18 protein-coding genes are annotated in these 19362 nt (G+C 58.4%); 7 read left to right on the top strand and 11 right to left on the bottom strand.

Annotated features, from left to right (window positions below):
• Positions 1–66: 66 nt before the first annotated feature.
• The 4 genes from groL to KDX37_RS07100 all read right to left on the bottom strand — a co-directional run bounded on the left by groL (position 67) and on the right by KDX37_RS07100 (position 3616).
• Positions 67–1710, bottom strand: coding sequence for a chaperonin GroEL (gene groL / locus KDX37_RS07115; protein ID WP_231651961.1), 1644 nt, complete (start codon positions 1708–1710; stop codon positions 67–69).
• Positions 1711–1759: 49 nt separating this feature from the next.
• The gene (locus KDX37_RS07110) at positions 1760–2053 is read right to left on the bottom strand and encodes a co-chaperone GroES (protein ID WP_003304675.1); all 294 of its coding nucleotides are present in this window, start codon (positions 2051–2053) and stop codon (positions 1760–1762) included.
• Between the two features lie 269 nt (positions 2054–2322).
• A complete protein-coding gene (locus KDX37_RS07105) occupies positions 2323–2817 on the bottom strand; it encodes an FxsA family protein (RefSeq protein WP_231651960.1) in 495 nt (164 codons plus the stop codon).
• 67 nt (positions 2818–2884) lie between these two features.
• Complete coding sequence (locus KDX37_RS07100) at positions 2885–3616, bottom strand: HugZ family pyridoxamine 5'-phosphate oxidase (RefSeq protein ID WP_231651959.1); 732 nt, start codon at positions 3614–3616, stop codon at positions 2885–2887.
• A 136-nt stretch (positions 3617–3752) separates the two neighbouring features.
• On the opposite strand from KDX37_RS07100, the gene KDX37_RS07095 reads away from it, so the two are divergent.
• Positions 3753–4511: an SDR family oxidoreductase gene (locus KDX37_RS07095; protein WP_231652006.1), complete on the top strand. Its 759-nt coding sequence runs from the start codon at positions 3753–3755 to the stop codon at positions 4509–4511.
• A gap of 67 nt (positions 4512–4578) precedes the next feature.
• Here the strand turns inward: KDX37_RS07095 and KDX37_RS07090 are convergent, their stop codons facing one another.
• Positions 4579–5586, bottom strand: a complete 1008-nt coding sequence (locus tag KDX37_RS07090) for a DUF481 domain-containing protein (protein WP_231651958.1) — start codon at positions 5584–5586, stop codon at positions 4579–4581.
• 157 nt (positions 5587–5743) lie between these two features.
• Between KDX37_RS07090 and KDX37_RS07085 the strand changes: the two genes are divergently transcribed.
• The 3 genes from KDX37_RS07085 (at position 5744) to KDX37_RS07075 (ending at position 8081) form a co-directional block, all read left to right on the top strand.
• Complete coding sequence (locus KDX37_RS07085; RefSeq protein ID WP_231651957.1) at positions 5744–6100, top strand: MGMT family protein; 357 nt, start codon at positions 5744–5746, stop codon at positions 6098–6100.
• Positions 6101–6154: 54 nt separating this feature from the next.
• Positions 6155–7705 (top strand): AmpG family muropeptide MFS transporter, encoded by a 1551-nt coding sequence (locus KDX37_RS07080; RefSeq protein WP_231651956.1) that lies wholly within the window; start codon positions 6155–6157, stop codon positions 7703–7705.
• A gap of 64 nt (positions 7706–7769) precedes the next feature.
• Entirely contained in the window at positions 7770–8081 is a 312-nt protein-coding gene (locus KDX37_RS07075) for a hypothetical protein (RefSeq protein WP_231651955.1), read from the top strand.
• A gap of 78 nt (positions 8082–8159) precedes the next feature.
• Here KDX37_RS07075 and KDX37_RS07070 read toward each other — a convergent pair whose 3' ends face one another.
• Both KDX37_RS07070 and KDX37_RS07065 read right to left on the bottom strand, forming a co-directional pair.
• Entirely contained in the window at positions 8160–8990 is an 831-nt protein-coding gene (locus KDX37_RS07070; protein ID WP_231651954.1) for a mechanosensitive ion channel family protein, read from the bottom strand.
• A gap of 120 nt (positions 8991–9110) precedes the next feature.
• Positions 9111–9590, bottom strand: coding sequence for a YajQ family cyclic di-GMP-binding protein (locus KDX37_RS07065; protein WP_125831552.1), 480 nt, complete (start codon positions 9588–9590; stop codon positions 9111–9113).
• A gap of 171 nt (positions 9591–9761) precedes the next feature.
• Here KDX37_RS07065 and KDX37_RS07060 point away from each other — a divergent pair, with 171 nt between their 5' ends.
• The 3 genes from KDX37_RS07060 to KDX37_RS07050 are packed head-to-tail and all read left to right on the top strand — an operon-like array spanning position 9762 to position 13360.
• Positions 9762–10685, top strand: a complete 924-nt coding sequence (locus tag KDX37_RS07060; RefSeq protein ID WP_231651953.1) for a putative 2-dehydropantoate 2-reductase — start codon at positions 9762–9764, stop codon at positions 10683–10685.
• A 44-nt stretch (positions 10686–10729) separates the two neighbouring features.
• Positions 10730–12766: an ATP-binding protein gene (locus KDX37_RS07055; protein WP_231651952.1), complete on the top strand. Its 2037-nt coding sequence runs from the start codon at positions 10730–10732 to the stop codon at positions 12764–12766.
• 15 nt (positions 12767–12781) lie between these two features.
• Positions 12782–13360: a cob(I)yrinic acid a,c-diamide adenosyltransferase gene (locus KDX37_RS07050; RefSeq protein WP_231651951.1), complete on the top strand. Its 579-nt coding sequence runs from the start codon at positions 12782–12784 to the stop codon at positions 13358–13360.
• Between the two features lie 128 nt (positions 13361–13488).
• Here KDX37_RS07050 and KDX37_RS07045 read toward each other — a convergent pair whose 3' ends face one another.
• The 4 genes from KDX37_RS07045 to secA form a co-directional block, all read right to left on the bottom strand.
• Positions 13489–14439, bottom strand: coding sequence for a Nudix family hydrolase (locus KDX37_RS07045; protein ID WP_231651950.1), 951 nt, complete (start codon positions 14437–14439; stop codon positions 13489–13491).
• A 2-nt stretch (positions 14440–14441) separates the two neighbouring features.
• Complete coding sequence (locus tag KDX37_RS07040) at positions 14442–15068, bottom strand: glutathione S-transferase family protein (RefSeq protein WP_231651949.1); 627 nt, start codon at positions 15066–15068, stop codon at positions 14442–14444.
• A 57-nt stretch (positions 15069–15125) separates the two neighbouring features.
• Positions 15126–16343 (bottom strand): bifunctional glutamate N-acetyltransferase/amino-acid acetyltransferase ArgJ, encoded by a 1218-nt coding sequence (gene argJ / locus KDX37_RS07035; RefSeq protein WP_231651948.1) that lies wholly within the window; start codon positions 16341–16343, stop codon positions 15126–15128.
• A 109-nt stretch (positions 16344–16452) separates the two neighbouring features.
• Entirely contained in the window at positions 16453–19191 is a 2739-nt protein-coding gene (gene secA, locus KDX37_RS07030; protein ID WP_231651947.1) for a preprotein translocase subunit SecA, read from the bottom strand.
• Positions 19192–19362 lie beyond the last annotated feature (171 nt).

Here is a 19362-nt window from a genome sequence, read left to right as displayed (position 1 = left end):
GCCCCATAAAAAAACCCCGCACAAGGCGGGGTTTTTTATGGGTGTCGCTCAGGGGGTAAAGCTGGCTTACATCATGCCGCCCATACCACCCATGCCGCCCATGTCCGGCATGCCGCCGCCTGCTGCCTTGTCATCAGCCACATCAGCGATCATCGCTTCGGTGGTGATCATCAGGCTGGCGATGGAGGACGCAGCCTGCAGAGCAGAGCGAGTCACCTTGGCCGGGTCCAGGATACCCATTTCGATCATGTCGCCGTATTCGCCGGAAGCAGCGTTGTAACCGTAGTTACCCGAACCCTGCTTGACCTTGTCGACTACAACGCTTGGCTCGTCACCGGAGTTGGCAACGATCTGGCGCAGAGGCGCTTCAACTGCACGACGCAGCAGAGCGATACCGACGTCCTGATCAGCGTTGTCGCCTTTCAGACCTTCGATGGCCTGCAGCGAGCGAACCAGTGCTACGCCGCCGCCAGGTACCACGCCTTCTTCAACGGCTGCACGAGTAGCGTGGAGGGCGTCTTCAACGCGGGCTTTCTTCTCTTTCATTTCAACTTCGGAACCGGCACCGACCTTGATCACTGCAACGCCGCCCGACAGCTTGGCCAGACGTTCTTGCAGTTTTTCTTTGTCGTAGTCAGAGCTGGTGTCACCGATTTGCTGACGGATCTGAGAGATGCGCGAGTCGATGTCGGTTTTGACGCCAGCACCGTCGATGATGGTGGTGTTTTCTTTGTTCAGCACAACGCGCTTGGCATTACCCAGGTGTTCCAGGGTAGTGGTTTCCAGGCTCAGGCCGATCTCTTCGGAGATAACGGTACCGCCAGTCAGGACAGCGATGTCCTGCAGCATTGCCTTGCGACGGTCGCCGAAACCTGGAGCCTTGACGGCTGCAACTTTCACGATACCGCGCATGTTGTTCACAACCAGAGTCGCCAGGGCTTCGCCTTCAACGTCTTCAGCAACGATCAACAGTGGACGACCTGCCTTCGCGACTGCTTCCAGAACCGGCAGCATTTCGCGGATGTTGGAGATCTTCTTGTCAACCAGCAGCAGCAGCGGGCTGTCGAGCTCGGCAACCATGGTGTCCGGCTTGTTGATGAAGTACGGGGACAGGTAACCACGGTCAAACTGCATGCCTTCAACAACAGACAGCTCGTTTTCCAGACCCGAACCTTCTTCAACGGTGATAACGCCGTCTTTGGTCACTTTTTCCATGGCTTCGGCAATGATGTCGCCGATGGAGTTGTCAGAGTTGGCGGAGATGGTGCCAACCTGAGCAATCGCCTTGGTGTCGGTGCATGGCTTGGACAGCAGCTTGAGCTGAGCAACGATGGCGATGGTCGCCTTGTCGATGCCGCGCTTGAGGTCCATAGGGTTCATGCCGGCAGCGACGGCTTTCAGGCCTTCGTTGACGATGGCTTGAGCCAGAACGGTAGCAGTTGTGGTGCCGTCACCAGCGTCATCGTTGGCACGGGAGGCAACGTCTTTGACCAGCTGCGCGCCCATGTTCTCGAAACGGTCTTTCAGTTCGATTTCTTTGGCAACCGATACACCGTCTTTGGTGATCAGAGGAGCGCCGAAGCTCTTCTCGATGATGACGTTGCGGCCTTTAGGGCCCAGGGTCGCTTTTACTGCATCAGCCAGGACGTTTACACCAGCGAGCATTTTTTTACGGCCAGAATCGCCGAATTTAACTTCTTTAGCAGCCATGATCATTATTCCTTGAATACTTTGTAGTAACGGAAATCAGCGGGAGCACTCAGCCTTCGACAACGGCGAGGATCTCGTTCTCGCTCATTACCAGCAGGTCTTCGCCGTCAACTTTCACAGTGTTGCTGCCGGAGTACGGGCCAAACACGACTTTGTCACCCACTTTCACAGCCAGCGCACGTACTTCACCGTTGTCCAGCACGCGGCCGGTACCAACAGCAACGATCTCGCCACGGTTAGGCTTTTCGGCAGCCGAACCTGGCAGAACGATACCGCCGGCAGTTTTCGTTTCTTCTTCGCTGCGACGGATTACGACGCGGTCATGCAGAGGACGAAGCTTCATTGTCGATCTCCTGATTATGTTTTTTGAGTGGTCGGTGATGACACCGGCCTGTGTTAAATCCGGACTTGCCGGTTACGGTTCGACGCGCGAACCGCAGAATACGGTCTGGCAATAAGGCCAGAAACCTTGCGGTGACCCATACATAAGGGCAGGCATGGGTATTACAAGTGCGGGGCAAGATTTTTTTTGCAGGCGAGTACGTCGCGACCGGGCATGTTCCAGAAACAGATGCGGTACCCGAAGGTGCCGCATCGCCAGGACGGTCGAGCTTATTTGTCGCGATGCTCGAACTCGCCTTCGATCACATCAGGCTCACGCGTAGGCTGATGAATCGCGCTGGGACGGCTGCTCGGCTGGCCGTGATTGGCCTGGGCCTGCAGGTCATCGGCGAATGCACGCTGACGCATGGCCTGGCTCTCGGCGCGCTGACGCACTTTGTTTATCAGCAGACGGCGCGTCACCGGCAACAGGCAGATCACGCCCAGGATGTCGCTGATGAAGCCTGGCAGGAGCAGCAAGCCACCGCCCACGGCAACCATCAGACCCTCAAGCATCTGCTGCGCGGGAAGCTCGCCACGCGCCAGGCTCTCGCGGGCTCGCAACGCTGTCGCGAAACCGGCCACACGCATGATGAAAAGCCCCAGCATCGAAGTCGCCAGGACCAGCAGGAATGTCCAGAGAAAGCCAATGGACATACCGACTCGAACCAGGAGAAACAGCTCGAGTACCGGAAAAAGTAAGAACATCAGCAAAAAAACACGCATCAAATCAGTTCCTCAAGGGAAGGGTGCCTTCCAAGTAGACCTTATGTGATGTCAGAAAGTCGTTAATTCAAGCTGTCTGAACGCTGTCCTCGGGCCATTTTTGCGCGTGAGCCAGTTGAACCAAGGCCTCGCGAACGTGTGTCGGTGTATTACAAGGCTCGGAAAACGCCAGCCAATGCAAGCTGTTGGCGATCCGCAGGTGCAGACCTTCGCTGTCCAGCCCCACCAGTCGAGCAGGCTCGGTCCGAGGCAGGCCCGACAACTCAACGTAGTGAGCAATGGCTTTGGCGTGGTCATCGTTCATGTGCTCGACCATGCGCGTTTCAGCGGCGCCAGCGAACGGATTGGGCAAGGCTATTTCATCAAACCAGTGAATGGCACCGAAACCGCCGATGTAGCGATAACGCACGGGCACCAGCACCCAGAAATCGAAATCATGGGCAGAGTGATAGCTTTGCGACTCCGGGAAAAAACGGTAATACCGCAGGGCCGCAGCCTCGACAGACTGGGGATCAGTCAGCTTTTCGGCATTCGCCAGCACCGTAACCCGGCCAACGGCCTGGACATCTTCGGCACCGCGCTCACCCACCAGCAGTGAACATTTAGGGTCGAGGGTGAGGTTATGCGTGTGCTGAGCAATGCGACTGATCAGGATCAACGGACGGCCCAGATCATCCAGACAGTAAGGCACCGACGAACCGAACGGGAAACCGGGCATGGATCTGGAATGGGTAGACAGGACAGCCCGGTACTCTTTGAGTAGCAGATGACGCGCATCTCTGGAGGCTTTCGCGCTCATTGTATGACTCCCTCTATCGTTTTCGTCGAGTGGAAGACGAACGCGCGGAAACAGAATATAACGTGCTCTGGCCATGGCACGAGCACTCGCATCAAGCAGTGACGCCATGAACACAATCAGCAGATTGGGCACGCACATGGAATTGAAAGACAAGCTAATAATAATTACGGGCGGATGCCAAGGCCTGGGGCTGGCAATGGCCGAATACCTGGCGGGCAAAGGGGCAAATCTGGCGCTGGTTGACCTTAACCAGGAGAAGCTCGATCAGGCGGTAACTGCCTGCAAGGCGTTGGGCGTCGAAGCCTGCGCCTATCTGTGCAACGTCGCCAATGAAGAGCAGGTCGTTGATACGGTCAATAAAATAGCCGACGACTTCGGCGCGATCCATGGCTTGGTCAATAACGCAGGCATCTTGCGCGACGGGCTGCTGGTCAAGGTCAAGGACGGCGTGATGACCAAGCTGAGCCTGGCCCAGTGGCAGTCCGTAATCGACGTCAACCTGACCGGCGTGTTTCTGTGCACGCGCGAGGTGGCGGCGAAAATGATCGAGCAGAAGACCCAAGGCGCGATCATCAACATCTCGTCGATCTCACGAGCCGGCAATATCGGACAAACTAACTATTCGGCGGCAAAGGCAGGCGTTGCAGCCGCCACGGTGACCTGGGCCCGAGAGTTGGCGCGTTACGGGATTCGGGTTGCGGGCGTAGCGCCCGGCTTTATTGAAACCGAGATGACCGGCAGCATGAAGCCCGAGGCGCTGGAAAAGATGACCTCCGCCATACCGCTCAAACGCATGGGCAAACCGAACGAGATTGCTCATTCGGTGGCCTACATTCTGGAAAACGATTATTTCAGTGGACGTATTCTGGAGCTGGACGGCGCAATGAGGATCTAGTCACAGCAGCGGTTGGCAAGCGATCTGCCTTGCATGCATGTCATGCGACAGATCGCTCGCCAGCCACTTACCAGGTCACGCCGAAGCCAGCGGTGTAGCGGGTCTTGTCGATGTCGCCGTTGTCAGAGCCACTGATGACGTTCTTCTCGGCCTTGAGATTAAGCGATGCCCAATCTGTCACCTTGTAGCGCAGGCCTGCTTCGACATCCATCGAGTAATCAGCCACGCCGCTCAACGGCTTGCCCAGCTCGCCGTTACTGAAGAACTCGACTTTTTTGCCGATCAGGTAGCGGGTGTAGTCCCAGGTGCCTGCGACCGAGTAGAAGTTTTCCTTCTCGCCGTTGACGAATTCGAAATCGGTACGGTTGAGCAACCCGCCCACCTTGAATGCGCCCAATTCGTCATCCCAGAACTGATAACCAGGACCGGTACCGACGACACGCTGGCGAGACAGGTCTTCGATCTTGTCGCGCTTGTAGGTGACGCGCGCATCCCAGAAGAATTTTTCTGTAAGGAATCGGTCCAGCGAGTACTCGGCGCTCCAGTTGTCGGTGCCGACTACGTCGTCAGTGGTCTCGCGGTTGTAATCACCTTTGGCGTTATGACGCCATTGTCCGTGGCGTGCGGACGTCTTGAAGGCAATGTTGTAATCATCGGTGTCGTTTTCTGCTTGCTGAAAGTCCAGCGCGGCATCGATATTACCTTTCCAGACCAGATCAGTGATGATCGGCTTGGGCTTGATGATCTGTTGAATGCTCGCCAGCTCGACCGTTTTCGGCGCTTCGCCATTGGCCAGTACGACCTTGCCGTCGTCGGAGGCCTTGAGCGATTTGCTGACTTCGCCACTGTGCTCGTCTTGCTTGACCAAAAGCGGCTGATCGCTCTCCAGGGTCTTGACCTGTTTCCAGTCAATTGGAATAGCCCCCCCGTAAGCGGTCTGGAGCAACAGTTTGCCGCCATCGAAGACTTTGATTGTCCCGGTCAGGCGATCGCCGTTTTTAAGCCAGACGGTGTCGGCAAACAGCGGAGTGGAAGCAACGGAGACTGCAAGGCACAGAAGGGTTCTGGACAACATAAGCGATGATTAGGCTCTGTAGGGCGGAAACGGGCATCATCCTGCTGGATAACGTCAAGGCAATCGGCTGACCGCCAGGAACAGCTATCACAGACAATAAGATTCATCTGTAGTTCCAGAGAACGACAATCAGTAGCGTTTTATACAGGATTAATATGTGATCTACCCGGTTTCGAAGCAAAACGACCCCACAGGCCTGTCAGCTGCCGACGCACGGCGCACAGCGCTGTACCTGACGCTTGCACAGGTGCCTGAGGGTCATGTCGTCAGCTATGGACAGTTGGCAGAGCTGGCAGGACTCGGCAGGGCGGCGCGCTGGGTGGGCCGCACGCTGAGTCAACTGCCGGAGGGTTCGACACTGCCCTGGCACCGTGTGCTGGGCGCAGGCGGCAGGATCAGTCTGGCGCAGGGCAGCCTTTCAGGCGATGAGCAGCGTGCCCGTTTGCGCGCAGAAGGCGTTTTCATTATTAACAATCGTGTGGATATGCAGCGCCATGGCTGGCGCCCTATATAGCTGAGCGGTTAGAGTGCGGCCTTTGTTTTCGTAACCTGAGGCAGACTCCAGCCCATGCCCCGTAAAACCTGGCGCGCCGCGCTCGCCGCATATGCCAGCCCATCGACATTAGTGTTACTGCTGCTCGGATTCGCTGCGGGCATGCCTTACATGCTGGTCTTCTCAACGTTATCCGTCTGGTTGCGCGAAGCAGGTGTTGCGCGCGAAACCATTGGTTACGCGAGCCTCATCGGTCTTGCCTACGCGTTCAAGTGGGTGTGGTCCCCGCTACTCGACCAGTGGCGTCTGCCGCTGCTCGGAAAGCTGGGCCGTCGACGCTCCTGGCTGGTGCTGTCGCAGACCCTGGTGATACTCGGCCTGATCGGCATGGGTTTCTGCGATCCGCAGCAGCATCTCTCATGGTTGATTGCGATTGCTGTGGTCGTGGCCTTTTCGTCGGCGACCCAGGACATCGCTATTGATGCCTACCGCCTGGAAATCGCCCAGGACACGCAGCAGGCCGCGCTGGCAGCCAGCTATATGTCCGGCTACCGCGTGGCCGCTTTGCTGGCGACCGCGGGTGCGCTGTATTTCGCGGAAGGCTTCGGCTCGACCGGCTTCGCCTATAAACACTCTGCCTGGACCGGCACCTACGTATTGTTCGGCCTACTGATGCTGCCAGCGCTGGTCACCACCCTGGTCATGCGCGAACCGCCTGTGCCGCTGCGCACCCAGTTGTCGGCCGCGCGTTATGGCTTCACGCATCAACTGGCTTCGGTGTTCGTCCTGATCGTGCTTCTGGTGTCCGTTCCGGCGATGTTCACCCAGCTCTATAACACCGACTTCGCCAGCGTGCTGTTCGAGGGCACCAGCTGGATGGATCTGCTGCTGGAAGACCGGGCGTTTCTGCGCGCGATCCTGTACACCGTGCTGACCGTCGCCTGCCTGTCGTCCATGGGTCGCCGCGGCCTGGCGCCCGTGCTGACACCCATCAACGACTTCATCATGCGTTATCGCTGGCAGGCTTTGCTGCTGCTCGGCCTGATTGCGACCTACCGGATGTCGGACACCGTGATGGGCGTGATGGCTAACGTCTTTTACATCGATCAGGGCTTCACCAAGGATCAGATCGCCAGTGTCAGCAAGATATTCGGCCTGATCATGACCCTGCTGGGTGCGGGCGCCGGCGGCTTGTTGATTGTGCGCTTCGGCATCATGCCGATTCTGTTCATTGGTGGTCTGGCGTCGGCCTCGACCAACATCCTGTTCCTGTTGCTGGCGGACATGGGACCGAACATCCGGATGCTGATCCTGACCATATCGCTGGACAATCTCAGTTCCGGGCTGGCGACCTCGGCATTTGTTGCCTATCTGTCGAGCCTGACCAACCTTAAATTCTCAGCCACCCAATACGCCCTGCTCAGCTCGATCATGCTGCTGCTGCCGCGCCTGATTGGTGGTTACTCAGGGGTGATGGTCGAAAAATTCGGCTACCACAACTTCTTCCTCATTACTGCGCTGCTCGGGGTGCCGACGCTGATCATGATCATTCTGCAGTGGAGCAGGGAGATACGGACTGCCGACATTGCAGAATCGGCGGAGAGCCCGACGATCGAGAAGCCCTGATAATGACCGACGCCTGAGGCGTAAAATCTCGGGCTGCACCCTCACTTTGCTAAAAGGAAAGGAATTGAACACCGTAAAAAAGACCACGTTTAACCAGTACCTTCTGCTTGCCCTGATCGGCCTGGGCGTCTGGCTCCCCGTTGTCTGGACCGCTATCGCGTTTCTCGCTTCCAGTGCAGCATCGCCGATGACGATCGGCAGTGCCGTCGTGCTGCTCGGTCAGCTTGAAATTTTCGCGATCATTTTCCTGATCATCTATGCGTTCTGCTTCAAGCCCTGGAAGCTCTCCCAAGCGCTGCGCGTCGGGTTTTTCCTGAATGTGCTGGGTGCTGTCGCCGCAGTGATCGGCATTGTTGTAGCGCTGGCCCGGATGTAATACGGCTGCTAAGCAAAAAAGCCCTGACTCTCGCGAATCAGGGCTTTTTCATTTGCGGTTTCAGAAGCCTACGCCAACCTACTCCTGGACGACCCGCATTGTGCGTTGCGGAGCCGGGATTTCGATACCCGCCTCTTTCAGACGATCGCGTGCTTCGATGTTGAAGCGCGAGGTCACGTCGCCCAGATCGCCAGTCTTGGTCCAGACCCGCAGCGACAAGGTGATCGCGTTCTCGCCCAGCGCTGCCACCACGGCCTGCGGGGCCGGGTCCGCAAGCACACGCGGGTCATCGGCCATGTCCAGCAGAACCTGCAAGGCTTTGCGCAGATCCGCATCGTGGCTGACGCCAATATCAAACACGATCTTGCGTGTCGGCTGACGATTGGTGTTGGTGATGATGCCGTTGGACAGATTGCCGTTGGGCATGATGACCGTACGGTTGTCGCCGGTACGCAGCACTGTGTGGAATATCTGGATGCTGTCGACGGTGCCCGACACACCTTGCGCTTCGATCCAGTCGCCGATGCGGAAGGGACGAAACAGCAAAATCAGCACTCCGCCGGCGAAGTTCGCCAGACTGCCCTGCAACGCCAGACCAATCGCCAGGCCGGCTGCACCAATCGCAGCCACGAACGAGGTGGTCTCCACGCCAATCATCGACGCGACGCTGACCACCAGCAGAATCTTCAAAATGATGTTCGCCAGGTTGCTGACGAAACCCTGCAAGGCTTGATCGGCATGCCGCAACGCCAGCAAGGCGCCCAGTTTGCCGGTCAGCTTGTTGATCAGCCACCAGCCGACGCACAGCGTGACCAGTGCCAGCACCAGACGACCGCTGTACTGCATGATCATCGGAATCCATGCCTGTGACGCTTGCCACAGGTGACCGACCTCTGCATTCAAATCCATCGTTAGCTCCTTATCCGTCACACACAGGCGCCGAGCGAACGGCAAAACGCCGCGGGCTCAGAGCTCAATACAATTCGCACCAACCAGACAACCCGGGTGTCAGGCATTCAGTGCGAACAATCAGTCACGGAAGTTGTTGAATTGCAGCGGCATGCCCGAATCGTAGGCGCGCAGCGCAGCGATGGCATCTTGCAGGTCATCACGTTTCTTGCCCGTGACACGAACCTGCTCGCCCTGAATGGCGGCCTGAACCTTGAGCTTGGCATCCTTGATGTGAGCAACGATTTTCTTCGCCAGCTCCTTGTCGATGCCTTCGCGCAGCACAGCCTCTTGCTTCATCAGCTTGCCGGAAGCGTACGCATCCTTGACCTCAAGGCATTTCACGTCGATCTTGCGCTTGACCAGAGCCAGCTTGAGGATCTCGATCATCGCTTCCAGCTGAAACTCGGCTTCGGCGGTCAGGGTGACGGTCAGTTCCTTGAACTCGAACGTGCCCTTGCCTTTCAGGTCGTAGCGGCGATCCAGCTCTTTGATGGCATTGTCGACGGCATTCGTGACTTCGTGTTTATCCAATTCGGACACTACGTCGAACGAGGGCATGTATGTTTTCTCCAGTTAAACGGCGCGCACTGGACTGCAATGGCGCGCATGACTTGACGGTATGAAAGAACGCTCATTATAACGAGACTTTTCCTGCGTTCACTGTGAGCCTTTCATGTTCAGCACCGATTTCAGCACGGCAAGGCTTTCCCATCTCAGGAGCACATCGAGATGAGCGTGACGACCTGGCATGTGCTCGGCGCTGGCAGCCTGGGCAGTCTCTGGGCAACACGCCTGGCAAGGGCTGGCGTGCCGGTGCGGCTGGTGCTACGCGATGCTGCACGGCTGGCCATTTACAATGCTGACGGCGGTTGCCTGACACTGGTAGAAAACGATGTTGCCGGTTCGTTCCAGATTCCTGCTCAGACTGCTGATGATCCGGAACCCATCACCCGGCTGCTGGTGGCCTGCAAAGCCTACGACGCCGAACAGGCTGTCTTGCAGTTGGCATCACGCCTGACGCCTGAGGCAGAGGTGATCCTCCTGCAAAACGGTCTTGGCAGTCAGGATGCGGTCGCTGCCCTCCTTCCCAAGGCGCGCATCCTGTTTGCATCCAGCACCGAAGGCGCGTTTCGCCCAGCCGACTGGCGCGTTGTGTTTGCAGGTCACGGCTTCACCTGGCTGGGCGATTCATCGAACCCGGTTGCGCCAACGCTTCTACAGGACCTGCACGACAGCGGCGTCCCGCATGAATGGACACCGGACATTCTCACGCGCCTGTGGCGCAAACTGGCGCTCAATTGCGCGATCAATCCGCTGACGGTGCTGCATGACTGCCGTAACGGCGAGTTGCTGGAGCATCCGTGTGAAGTCGCGACGCTGTGTGCGGAGCTGACCGACCTGCTGAACTGTTGCGGCCAGCCTGGCGCTGCACTGGACCTGCACGATGAGGTGCTGCGAGTGATCAAGGCCACGGCTGCCAACTACTCGTCCATGTATCAGGACGTGGCACAAGGGCGACGCACCGAAATCAGTTATCTACTGGGTTACGCCTGCGCGGCTGCCTCTCGCCATCAATGCCCGATACCGCACTTGCAGCAGTTGCAGACGCGTCTGATCAAACATCTGGCAAGCAAGGGTTTGCGTACCGACTAGCCCGCGCTACCCTGCGCTTTCCACATGCCAATGCGATTCGCCCCATGCCTTTGCGCCAACGCCTGGAAAACCTGCCTGTCGGCCAGAAACTGCTGGCCGCCCTGCTGGTTCTGATGACCACCGTGCTGCTGGTTGCCAACCTGACTTTCATCAGCGCTGCCTATTACATCTCACAGGAAGCCATGGCACCACAGGCCTTGCAGACCATTGGCCGATTGATCAGCAGTGCGTACCTCAACGAACGCGCCTTGAGTTCGCCCACCGATGCACGCGCCCTGCTCCGCGAACTGAAAAGTTACGGCCCACTGCGCGCTGCGGCCATTTACGACAATAACGGCGAGCAGCTTGCGCAGATGCAGCAGGGCGAACCTCTGGAGCTGCCCAGGGACTACAAAAATGTCGATAACTGGCGCCTGACCGAGTTTCGCAGCACGCAGGTCATTACCGTCCCGAAAGACGACCAACCGCCAGGGCATCTGCTGCTGGTGGCGAGCAGTGAGCTGCCTGCCGCTTTCTATACCGGTACGTTGACCGCAAGCCTCGGGATTCTGGTGTTCAGCGTGCTGCTGTGGCTGGTCGTGGCCCGCCAGATACGGCGCCTGATCACCGAACCCATCTACCAGCTTGAGGAGCTGTCACGTCAGGTTACGCGCGAAGAAAACTACGCGTTGCGCGCCGAGCCCGGCAACGAGGATGAAATCGGCAGCCTTGCGGAGGCGTTCAATACCATGCTGTCGCGCATCGAAGCCCGCGAGCAGCAATTGAAACGGGCGCGCGACGACTCGCAGGACGCTTACGATCAGGCTCAGGGCCTTGCCGAGGAAACCCGCCACACCAATCGCAAGCTGGAGCTTGAAGTCCAGGTGCGCAGCAAGATCGAAAAGAAACTTACCGGCTTTCAGAATTACCTCAACAGCATCATTGACTCCATGCCTTCGGCGATGATTGCTCTGGACGAACAGCTGTACGTGACGCAGTGGAATCAGGAGGCGACTGCCTTGTCCGGCACGACGCTGGATGAGGCACTCAACCAGCCGATTTTCATAGCGTTCGAGCCAATGCGCAGCTTTCTGCCGCAGATCAAACATACCGTCGAGCGCCACGGTGTCACCAAAATCGAGCGCGTGACGTGGGTCAAGAATGAAGAGCCCCGCCACTATGCTCTGACCTTTTACCCGCTGAGCGGCGATGCAGGCCGTGGTGTGGTGATCCGTATCGATGACATAACCCAGCGTATTTCGCTGGAAGAAATGATGGTGCAGTCGGAAAAAATGCTCTCGGTCGGCGGTCTGGCTGCCGGTATGGCGCATGAGATCAATAACCCTTTGGGCGCGATACTGCACAACGTGCAGAACATCCGACGACGCCTCTCGCCAGAGTTGCCGAAAAACCTTGAGCAGGCCGAAGCCGACGGCATTGATCTGGCGGTGGTCAATCGCTACCTGACCAGCCGGGAAGTGCCGCATCTACTGGACGGGATTCAACAGGCCGGGGCGCGCGCTGCAAAAATCGTCAGCCACATGCTCAACTTCAGCCGCTTGAGCAGCCGCCAGCTGTCCTCCTGCGACCTGCCCGCCCTTATCGATCAGGCGGTCGAAATCGCCAGCAATGACTTCGACCTGACTATTGGCTTTGACTTCAAGGGCCAGCACATCATTCGCCAGTTCGATCCCGAACTGGGCCCCGTGCCCTGCATTTCCAACGAGTTGGAGCAGGTGTTGCTCAATCTGCTGAAAAACGCGGCACAGGCCATTCATCAACGTCCCGACGGTGACGAGCCAGGGCGTATCACGCTACGCACTCGGCTCAACCCGCCCTGGGCAGAAATACACGTCGAGGACAACGGAATCGGGATGTCCGAAAGCGTTCGAAAACGCACTTTCGAACCGTTCTTCACCACCAAGGAAATCGGTCAGGGCACCGGGCTCGGGCTGTCGGTGTCTTACTTCATCATTACCAACAACCACAAAGGCCAGATGGAGGTGCAATCGTCCATCGGTATGGGAACCTGCTTCACGCTACGTCTGCCACTGGTAGCCAATCAGATGAACGTGGAGCAACAGGTTATTTCGAAGTCTTGACCAGGAGCCAACGCAATGGGCTTTCGCTTATCGAAGATTTACACACGCACCGGAGACGCCGGGGAAACCGGGCTGGGCGATGGACGTCGGGTGCCCAAGGATCATCCGCGGGTCGAGGCCATTGGCGAAGTCGACACGCTCAACAGTCAACTGGGCCTGTTACTGGCGGGGCTTGTCGAAGCTGCGCGGGATGTTCCAGCGCTGAACGAGGTCATCGACGTGCTGACGCCCTGCCAGCACCGGCTGTTCGACCTGGGTGGCGAGTTGGCAATGCCGACCTACAAGGCATTGAACAGCACCGAGGTCGAGCGCCTGGAAGCGGCCATCGACGTGTGGAACGAGGAACTGGGCCCGCTGGAAAACTTCATCCTGCCCGGCGGCTCGATGCTGATCGCTCAAGCTCACGTGTGCCGCAGCCTTGCTCGCAGCGCTGAGCGCCGCTGCCAGCATCTGAATGCCGTCGAGCCACTGGAAGGGGTCGGTCTGGCCTACATCAACAGGCTGTCGGATCTTCTGTTCGTCGCAGCGCGTCTGATTGCCAGAAGGCAGCAGATTGCCGAAATTCTTTGGGAACCCGCGCCCAGGCCGGCTTGAGTGTTGCGAAGGCTGGCTGAAGGGTCTGGATCGCTATGGTTTGTCGAAAGGCGCTGATTGTTCTGGCGCCTTTCGGGCTGGATATGTTCGATGAATACCACGACCTGTTCGCGAGCCAGCCTCGATACTCAGTCCAGCTGTTCAGGCCAGAACGCGCGGATACCGGCTACGCCCTGCGCACCATTGTCCCAGGCCTGCTGACGTTGCTCAGGCCCTACACCACCCAACAGGAACACCGGCTTGCTGAAGCCTGCAATCAATCGGGCTGCCTGCTCCCAGCCAAGCGGCTGAGCATCCGGATGGGTCAGGGTCGGCTGAACGGGTGACAGGGTGACGAAATCAACGCCCATCTGCTCCGCCAGCGCGAGCTCTTCGGCGTTGTGGCAGGAAGCCGCCAGCCAACGCTCTGCAGGGAACGGACGTCCGCGGCTGGCGTACTTGCGCAGTTGCGCAGCCGTGAGGTGCCACCCGGCTGACGGGAAGTCACCCAGCCACTCCAGAGGGCCTTTGAGCATCAGTTGGGCCTTGCCCGCGCATAACCCGGCGGCATCGACCGCCAGATCACGATATTTCGGGTCATAACCACCTGGCGTACGCAACTGAACCAGTTTGATCCCGCCCGCTATGGCTTTTTGCACGCCACGCAGCAGCTCAATGTTATCCAGGCCTTCAGGCGTGATCAGGTACTCGCCGGGCAGACGCGCAGCGGCAACGATCGGCTTGTTGGCTTCGGGGAAATCGTAATCAGCCAGTTCGCGAGCACTCACCCATGCCAGAGGCTGACCCTCGGCACCGTGAGGCTCACCGGTAAACTCGGACACTTCCCACACATCGAGCAGCACCTGTTTGTCGGGATAGTCATGCTGAACCTTGATCAGCGGGCGTGCAGCGAACACTTCAATGCCGAGCTCTTCGCGCAGTTCTCGCGCCAAAGCGACCTGAACGGTTTCCCCGGCTTCGACCTTGCCACCGGGAAACTCCCACAGGCCGCCTTGATGCTGGCTGTCTGCACGCTTGGCAATCAGGATCTTGCCGTCCGCGCCACGAATGACGGCTGCGGCCACGTGGACTCGTTTCACAATCAGGACTCCTCTAACCCTGCCTGCTGCCAGCGCTGGAAAGCAGGCCATTGGTAAATGGCTTCGATATAGGCCAGCGCTTCGGCAGGCAGCGCCACGCGGTAGGTGCGCAGACGAATCGCAACCGGCGCAAAGAACGCATCGGCAATGCTCGGCTCGCCGAACAGAAACGGCCCTTTCTCCGTGGCGACAGCGCGGCATTCAGCCCACAGCGCAACGATGCGATCGATATCGTGCTGGGTATCGACCGGGATCACCTCAAGCGCCTGATCGTGGCGCAGGTCCATGGGCATGTTCGAACGCAGGCTCATGAAGCCGCTGTGCATCTGCGCACAGGCGGAACGCGCTTGGGCGCGAGCAGCAATATCACGCGGCCACAAGGCGACATCAGGAAAGCACTCGACCAGATACTCACAAATCGCCAGAGAGTCGATGATGGTGCCGTGCTCGCACTGAAGCGCCGGGACCTTGCCGGTGGGCGAATACTTGAGAATGTTCTCACGGCTGTCCGGCTGATTGAGGCGGATCACCTGATCGGTGAACGATGCGCCAGTCATCTCCAGCACCAGCCAGGGGCGCAGCGACCAGGAGGAGTAACGTTTGTCACCAATTACAAGGTGCAGGCTCATGGTTCAACTCCATTGAGTCCGGCGCAAGGGCAAGTCGCTCCCGCGCCGGAGGGTGGATCAGGTGCGATATTCCGCGTTGATTTTTACGTATTCATGGGACAGGTCGGTAGTCCAGATCGTTTCGCTGCACTGACCGCGGCCCAGCTCGATACGAATGGTGATCTCTTCTTCAGCCATTACCGCCGAGCCCTGCTCTTCGGTGTAGGTTGTCGCACGGCAGCCTTGGCTGGCGATGCACACGCTGCCCAGAAACACGTCGATCTTGCTCACATCCAGATCCGGCACCCCGGCACGACCCACGGCGGCCAGAATGCGGCCCCAGTTAGGATCGGACGCAAACAGCGCGGTCTTGATCAGCGGAGAATGGGCAACCGCGTAACCAACGTCCAGACACTCCTGGTGATTGCCTCCGCCGTTGACCTGCACAGTCACGAACTTGGTTGCGCCTTCGCCGTCACGCACGATGGCTTGGGCGACGTCCATGCAGACCTCGAACACGGCCTTTTTCAACGCATCAAACAACGGGCCTTTGGCCTCGGTGATTTCTGGCACATTGGCCTGACCGGTCGCAATCAGCATGCAGCAGTCATTGGTCGAGGTGTCGCCATCGATGGTGATGCGGTTGAACGACTTGTTGGCACCGTCGCGGATCAGGTCCTGCAACACGCTCTGCGATACTTTGGCGTCAGTCGCGATATAGCCGAGCATGGTCGCCATGTTCGGCCTGATCATGCCCGCGCCCTTGCTGATGCCGGTGACTGTAACGGTCACGCCGTCGTGCTGGAACTGGCGGCTGGCACCTTTTGGCAACGTGTCGGTGGTCATGATGCCGGTTGCTGCGGCAGCCCAGTTATCCACAGACAGGTCGTCAAGGGCGGCTTGCAAGGCGCCTTCGATTTTTTCCACCGGCAATGGCTCGCCAATGACACCCGTGGAGTAAGGCAGCACGGCAGACGCATCAACGCCGGTCAACTGCGCGAGCGCCTCACAGGTACGGCGGGCGGCTGCGAGACCTGGCTCACCGGTGCCAGCATTGGCATTGCCGGTGTTGGTCAACAGACAACGCACAGTGCCCTGAACGCGCTGCCTGGCCAGAATGACCGGGGCGGCACAGAACGCATTCAGCGTGAACACACCGGCAACGCTGGAACCTTCGGCGCAGCGCATGACAACGACGTCCTTGCGTCCCGGGCGCTTGATGCCGGCAGACGAAATGCCAAGTTCAAAGCCGGGAACCGGGTGCAGCGCAGGCAAAGGACCAAGACCAACAGCCATCGGGGTGCTCCTCAAGGAGTGTACGTGCCGTCCACATCGGTACGGCTATCAATGAAAAAACGCCGCGACGGGCAAGCCGGTCGCGGCGCGGTATTACAGCATCAGGGCCTTAGTTGATCTGGCCGTGACAGTGCTTGAATTTTTTACCCGAACCACACCAGCACAACTCGTTTCGACCCAGTTTCTGGTCATTGCGAACCGGTTCAGAAGCAACGGCAACGACTTCGCCTTCTTCTTCGACAAGCGCAGGCTGATCGATACCTGGGGCAGGCGCGTGTTCGAACTGCATGCGCTTGGCCAGTTCCTCGGCTTCCTGACGCAGGCGCGCCTCTTCTTCTTCAGGGTCTTCGCGGCGGACCTGAACATGCGACAGGACACGGATAGTGTCGCGCTTGATCGAATCCAGCAGCTCCTGGAACAGAGTGAACGACTCGCGCTTGTATTCCTGCTTCGGGTTCTTCTGAGCGTAGCCGCGCAGGTGGATACCGTGACGCAGGTGGTCCATGGTCGACAGGTGGTCTTTCCACAGATCGTCCAGAACGCGCAGCAGGATCTGCTTCTCGAACGAGCGAAGTGCCTCGGCGCTGGCCTGGTCTTCCTTCTCGTTATACGCGACGAGCAGCTGCGCCATGATCTTCTCGCGCAGGCTGTCTTCGTGCAGGCTGTCGTCTTCGTCGAGCCACTGCTGAATCGGCAGTTTGACGGCGAAATCGGTGTTCAACGCAGCTTCCAGACCCGCGACGTCCCACTGCTCTGGCAATGATTGCGGCGGGATGTGCTGGTTGATCAGGTTGTTGAGCACTTCTTCGCGGAAATCAGCGATGGTGTCACCAATGTTGGCAGCAGCCAGCAGGCTGTTGCGCATGTGGTAGATCACTTTACGCTGCTCGTTGGCCACGTCGTCGAACTCCAGCAATTGCTTGCGGATGTCGAAGTTGCGGCCTTCTACCTTGCGTTGTGCTTTTTCGATGGCATTGGTCACCATACGGTGCTCGATCGCCTCGCCGGACTGCATGCCCAGCGCTTTCATGAAGTTCTTCACGCGGTCGGAAGCGAAGATGCGCATCAGACTGTCTTCAAGCGACAGGTAGAAACGGCTGGAGCCGGTGTCACCCTGACGACCGGCGCGACCGCGAAGCTGGTTGTCGATACGACGCGATTCGTGACGTTCGGACGCGATCACGTGCAGGCCGCCCGCCTCGATTACTTGCTGATGGCGTTTCTGCCAGTCGGCCTTGATCTGTGCAATCTGCTCAGGGGTCGGATCTTCCAGGTTGGCAACTTCAACTTCCCAGTTGCCGCCCAGCAGGATGTCAGTACCACGACCGGCCATGTTGGTGGCGATGGTCAGCGCCCCCGGACGGCCGGCCTGCGCGATGATTTCCGCTTCCTTCTCGTGGAATTTGGCGTTCAGTACCTTGTGCTCGATGCCTTCGCTGTTGAGCAGACGCGACATGTGCTCGGACGTTTCAATCGTCGCGGTACCCACCAGTACCGGACGGTTTTCCGCCAGGCATGCCTTGATGTCGGTCACGATGGCAGCGTACTTCTCTTCCGCCGTCAGGTAGACGAGGTCGTTGAAGTCTTTACGTGCCAGCGCCTTGTTCGGCGGGATGACCATCACAGCCAGGCTGTAGATCTGGTGGAACTCGAACGCTTCAGTGTCCGCGGTACCCGTCATGCCGGACAGCTTGTTGTACAGACGGAAGTAATTCTGGAACGTGGTCGATGCCAGAGTCTGGCTTTCGGCCTGAATGTTCAGGTGCTCCTTGGCCTCGATCGCCTGGTGCAGGCCTTCGGAAAGGCGGCGACCCGGCATGGTACGACCGGTGTGCTCGTCGACCAGCAGAACCTGGCCGTCCTGAACGATGTATTCAACGTTGCGGTTGAACAGCTTGTGCGCACGCAGACCCGCATAAACGTGGGTCAGCAGACCGAGATTATGCGCCGAGTACAAGCTTTCGCCTTCAGCCAGCAGGCCGACCTCGGTGAGCATTTCTTCGATGAACTGGTGACCGGCTTCATTAAGCTCGACCTGACGGGTCTTCTCGTCAACAGTGAAGTGGCCCGCCTTGGTGACTTCGCCTTCCACTTCCTCGATGTGCTGCTCGAGCTTGGGGATCAGCAGGTTGATTTCGGTGTACAGCTTGGAGCTGTCTTCGGCCTGGCCGGAGATGATCAGCGGCGTACGCGCTTCGTCGATCAGGATGGAGTCGACTTCGTCGATCACGGCGAAATTGAGTTCACGCTGGAACTTGTCGTCCATGCTGAACGCCATGTTGTCGCGCAGGTAATCGAAACCGTATTCGTTGTTGGTGCCGTAAGTGATGTCGGCGGCATACGCTGCGCGCTTTTCTTCCGGCGGCTGGAATGGCGTGACGATCCCTACGGACAGACCGAGGAATTCATACAGCGGACGCATCCAGTTCGCATCGCGGCGAGCCAGGTAGTCGTTCACGGTAACCACGTGAACGCCTTTGCCGGACAGGGCATTGAGGTACACCGCCAGGGTGCCGACAAGGGTCTTGCCCTCACCGGTACGCATTTCCGCGATCTGACCTTCGTGCAGGGTCATGCCGCCGATCAACTGGACGTCGAAGTGACGCATGCCCATGACGCGCTTGCCCGCCTCGCGAGCGACGGCGAAAGCTTCAGGAAGCAGTTGATCGAGGGTCTCGCCTTTGGCTATGCGGGCCTTGAACTCTTCGGTCTTGGCGCGCAATTGCTCGTCCGAAAGGGCCACCATTTGCTCTTCGAAGGCATTGACGATCTGTACCGTCTTGAGCATGCGTTTGACTTCACGCTCGTTCTTGCTTCCAAAAAGTTTTTTCAACAAAGGCGCAAACATATCGACAGGATCTTCCACACATAGGAATGGAGGGCGGCCCCGTGAGTCGCCCGTGCAGCGCTGATGGCTGCATGCGAACGAGCATTCTACCCGGAAACGATGGTGAGGAAAGTGGCGTTATTCCACGATGCTGGCACAGCGCTGTGACGGGGCAGATTTACAATGGGGCCA

This window comes from Pseudomonas californiensis (assembly GCF_021147775.1).
Classification (GTDB): Bacteria; Pseudomonadota; Gammaproteobacteria; order Pseudomonadales; family Pseudomonadaceae; genus Aquipseudomonas; species Aquipseudomonas californiensis.
This window is presented reverse-complemented; position numbering and strand designations above follow the sequence as displayed.

Excerpts from the sequence above, each read along its gene's own strand:
- KDX37_RS07090 (WP_231651958.1), bottom strand. The coding sequence starts at position 5,586 with ATGTTGTCCAGAACCCTTCTGTGCCTTGCAGTCTCCGTTGCTTCCACT.
- groL (WP_231651961.1), bottom strand. The coding sequence starts at position 1,710 with ATGGCTGCTAAAGAAGTTAAATTCGGCGATTCTGGCCGTAAAAAAATG.
- KDX37_RS07095 (WP_231652006.1), top strand. The coding sequence starts at position 3,753 with ATGGAATTGAAAGACAAGCTAATAATAATTACGGGCGGATGCCAAGGC.
- KDX37_RS07110 (WP_003304675.1), bottom strand. The coding sequence starts at position 2,053 with ATGAAGCTTCGTCCTCTGCATGACCGCGTCGTAATCCGTCGCAGCGAA.
- secA (WP_231651947.1), bottom strand. The coding sequence starts at position 19,191 with ATGTTTGCGCCTTTGTTGAAAAAACTTTTTGGAAGCAAGAACGAGCGT.
- KDX37_RS07050 (WP_231651951.1), top strand. The coding sequence starts at position 12,782 with ATGGGCTTTCGCTTATCGAAGATTTACACACGCACCGGAGACGCCGGG.
- argJ (WP_231651948.1), bottom strand. The coding sequence starts at position 16,343 with ATGGCTGTTGGTCTTGGTCCTTTGCCTGCGCTGCACCCGGTTCCCGGC.
- KDX37_RS07105 (WP_231651960.1), bottom strand. The coding sequence starts at position 2,817 with ATGCGTGTTTTTTTGCTGATGTTCTTACTTTTTCCGGTACTCGAGCTG.
- KDX37_RS07100 (WP_231651959.1), bottom strand. The coding sequence starts at position 3,616 with ATGAGCGCGAAAGCCTCCAGAGATGCGCGTCATCTGCTACTCAAAGAG.
- KDX37_RS07070 (WP_231651954.1), bottom strand. The coding sequence starts at position 8,990 with ATGGATTTGAATGCAGAGGTCGGTCACCTGTGGCAAGCGTCACAGGCA.
- KDX37_RS07055 (WP_231651952.1), top strand. The coding sequence starts at position 10,730 with ATGCCTTTGCGCCAACGCCTGGAAAACCTGCCTGTCGGCCAGAAACTG.
- KDX37_RS07080 (WP_231651956.1), top strand. The coding sequence starts at position 6,155 with ATGCCCCGTAAAACCTGGCGCGCCGCGCTCGCCGCATATGCCAGCCCA.
- KDX37_RS07065 (WP_125831552.1), bottom strand. The coding sequence starts at position 9,590 with ATGCCCTCGTTCGACGTAGTGTCCGAATTGGATAAACACGAAGTCACG.
- KDX37_RS07060 (WP_231651953.1), top strand. The coding sequence starts at position 9,762 with ATGAGCGTGACGACCTGGCATGTGCTCGGCGCTGGCAGCCTGGGCAGT.
- KDX37_RS07040 (WP_231651949.1), bottom strand. The coding sequence starts at position 15,068 with ATGAGCCTGCACCTTGTAATTGGTGACAAACGTTACTCCTCCTGGTCG.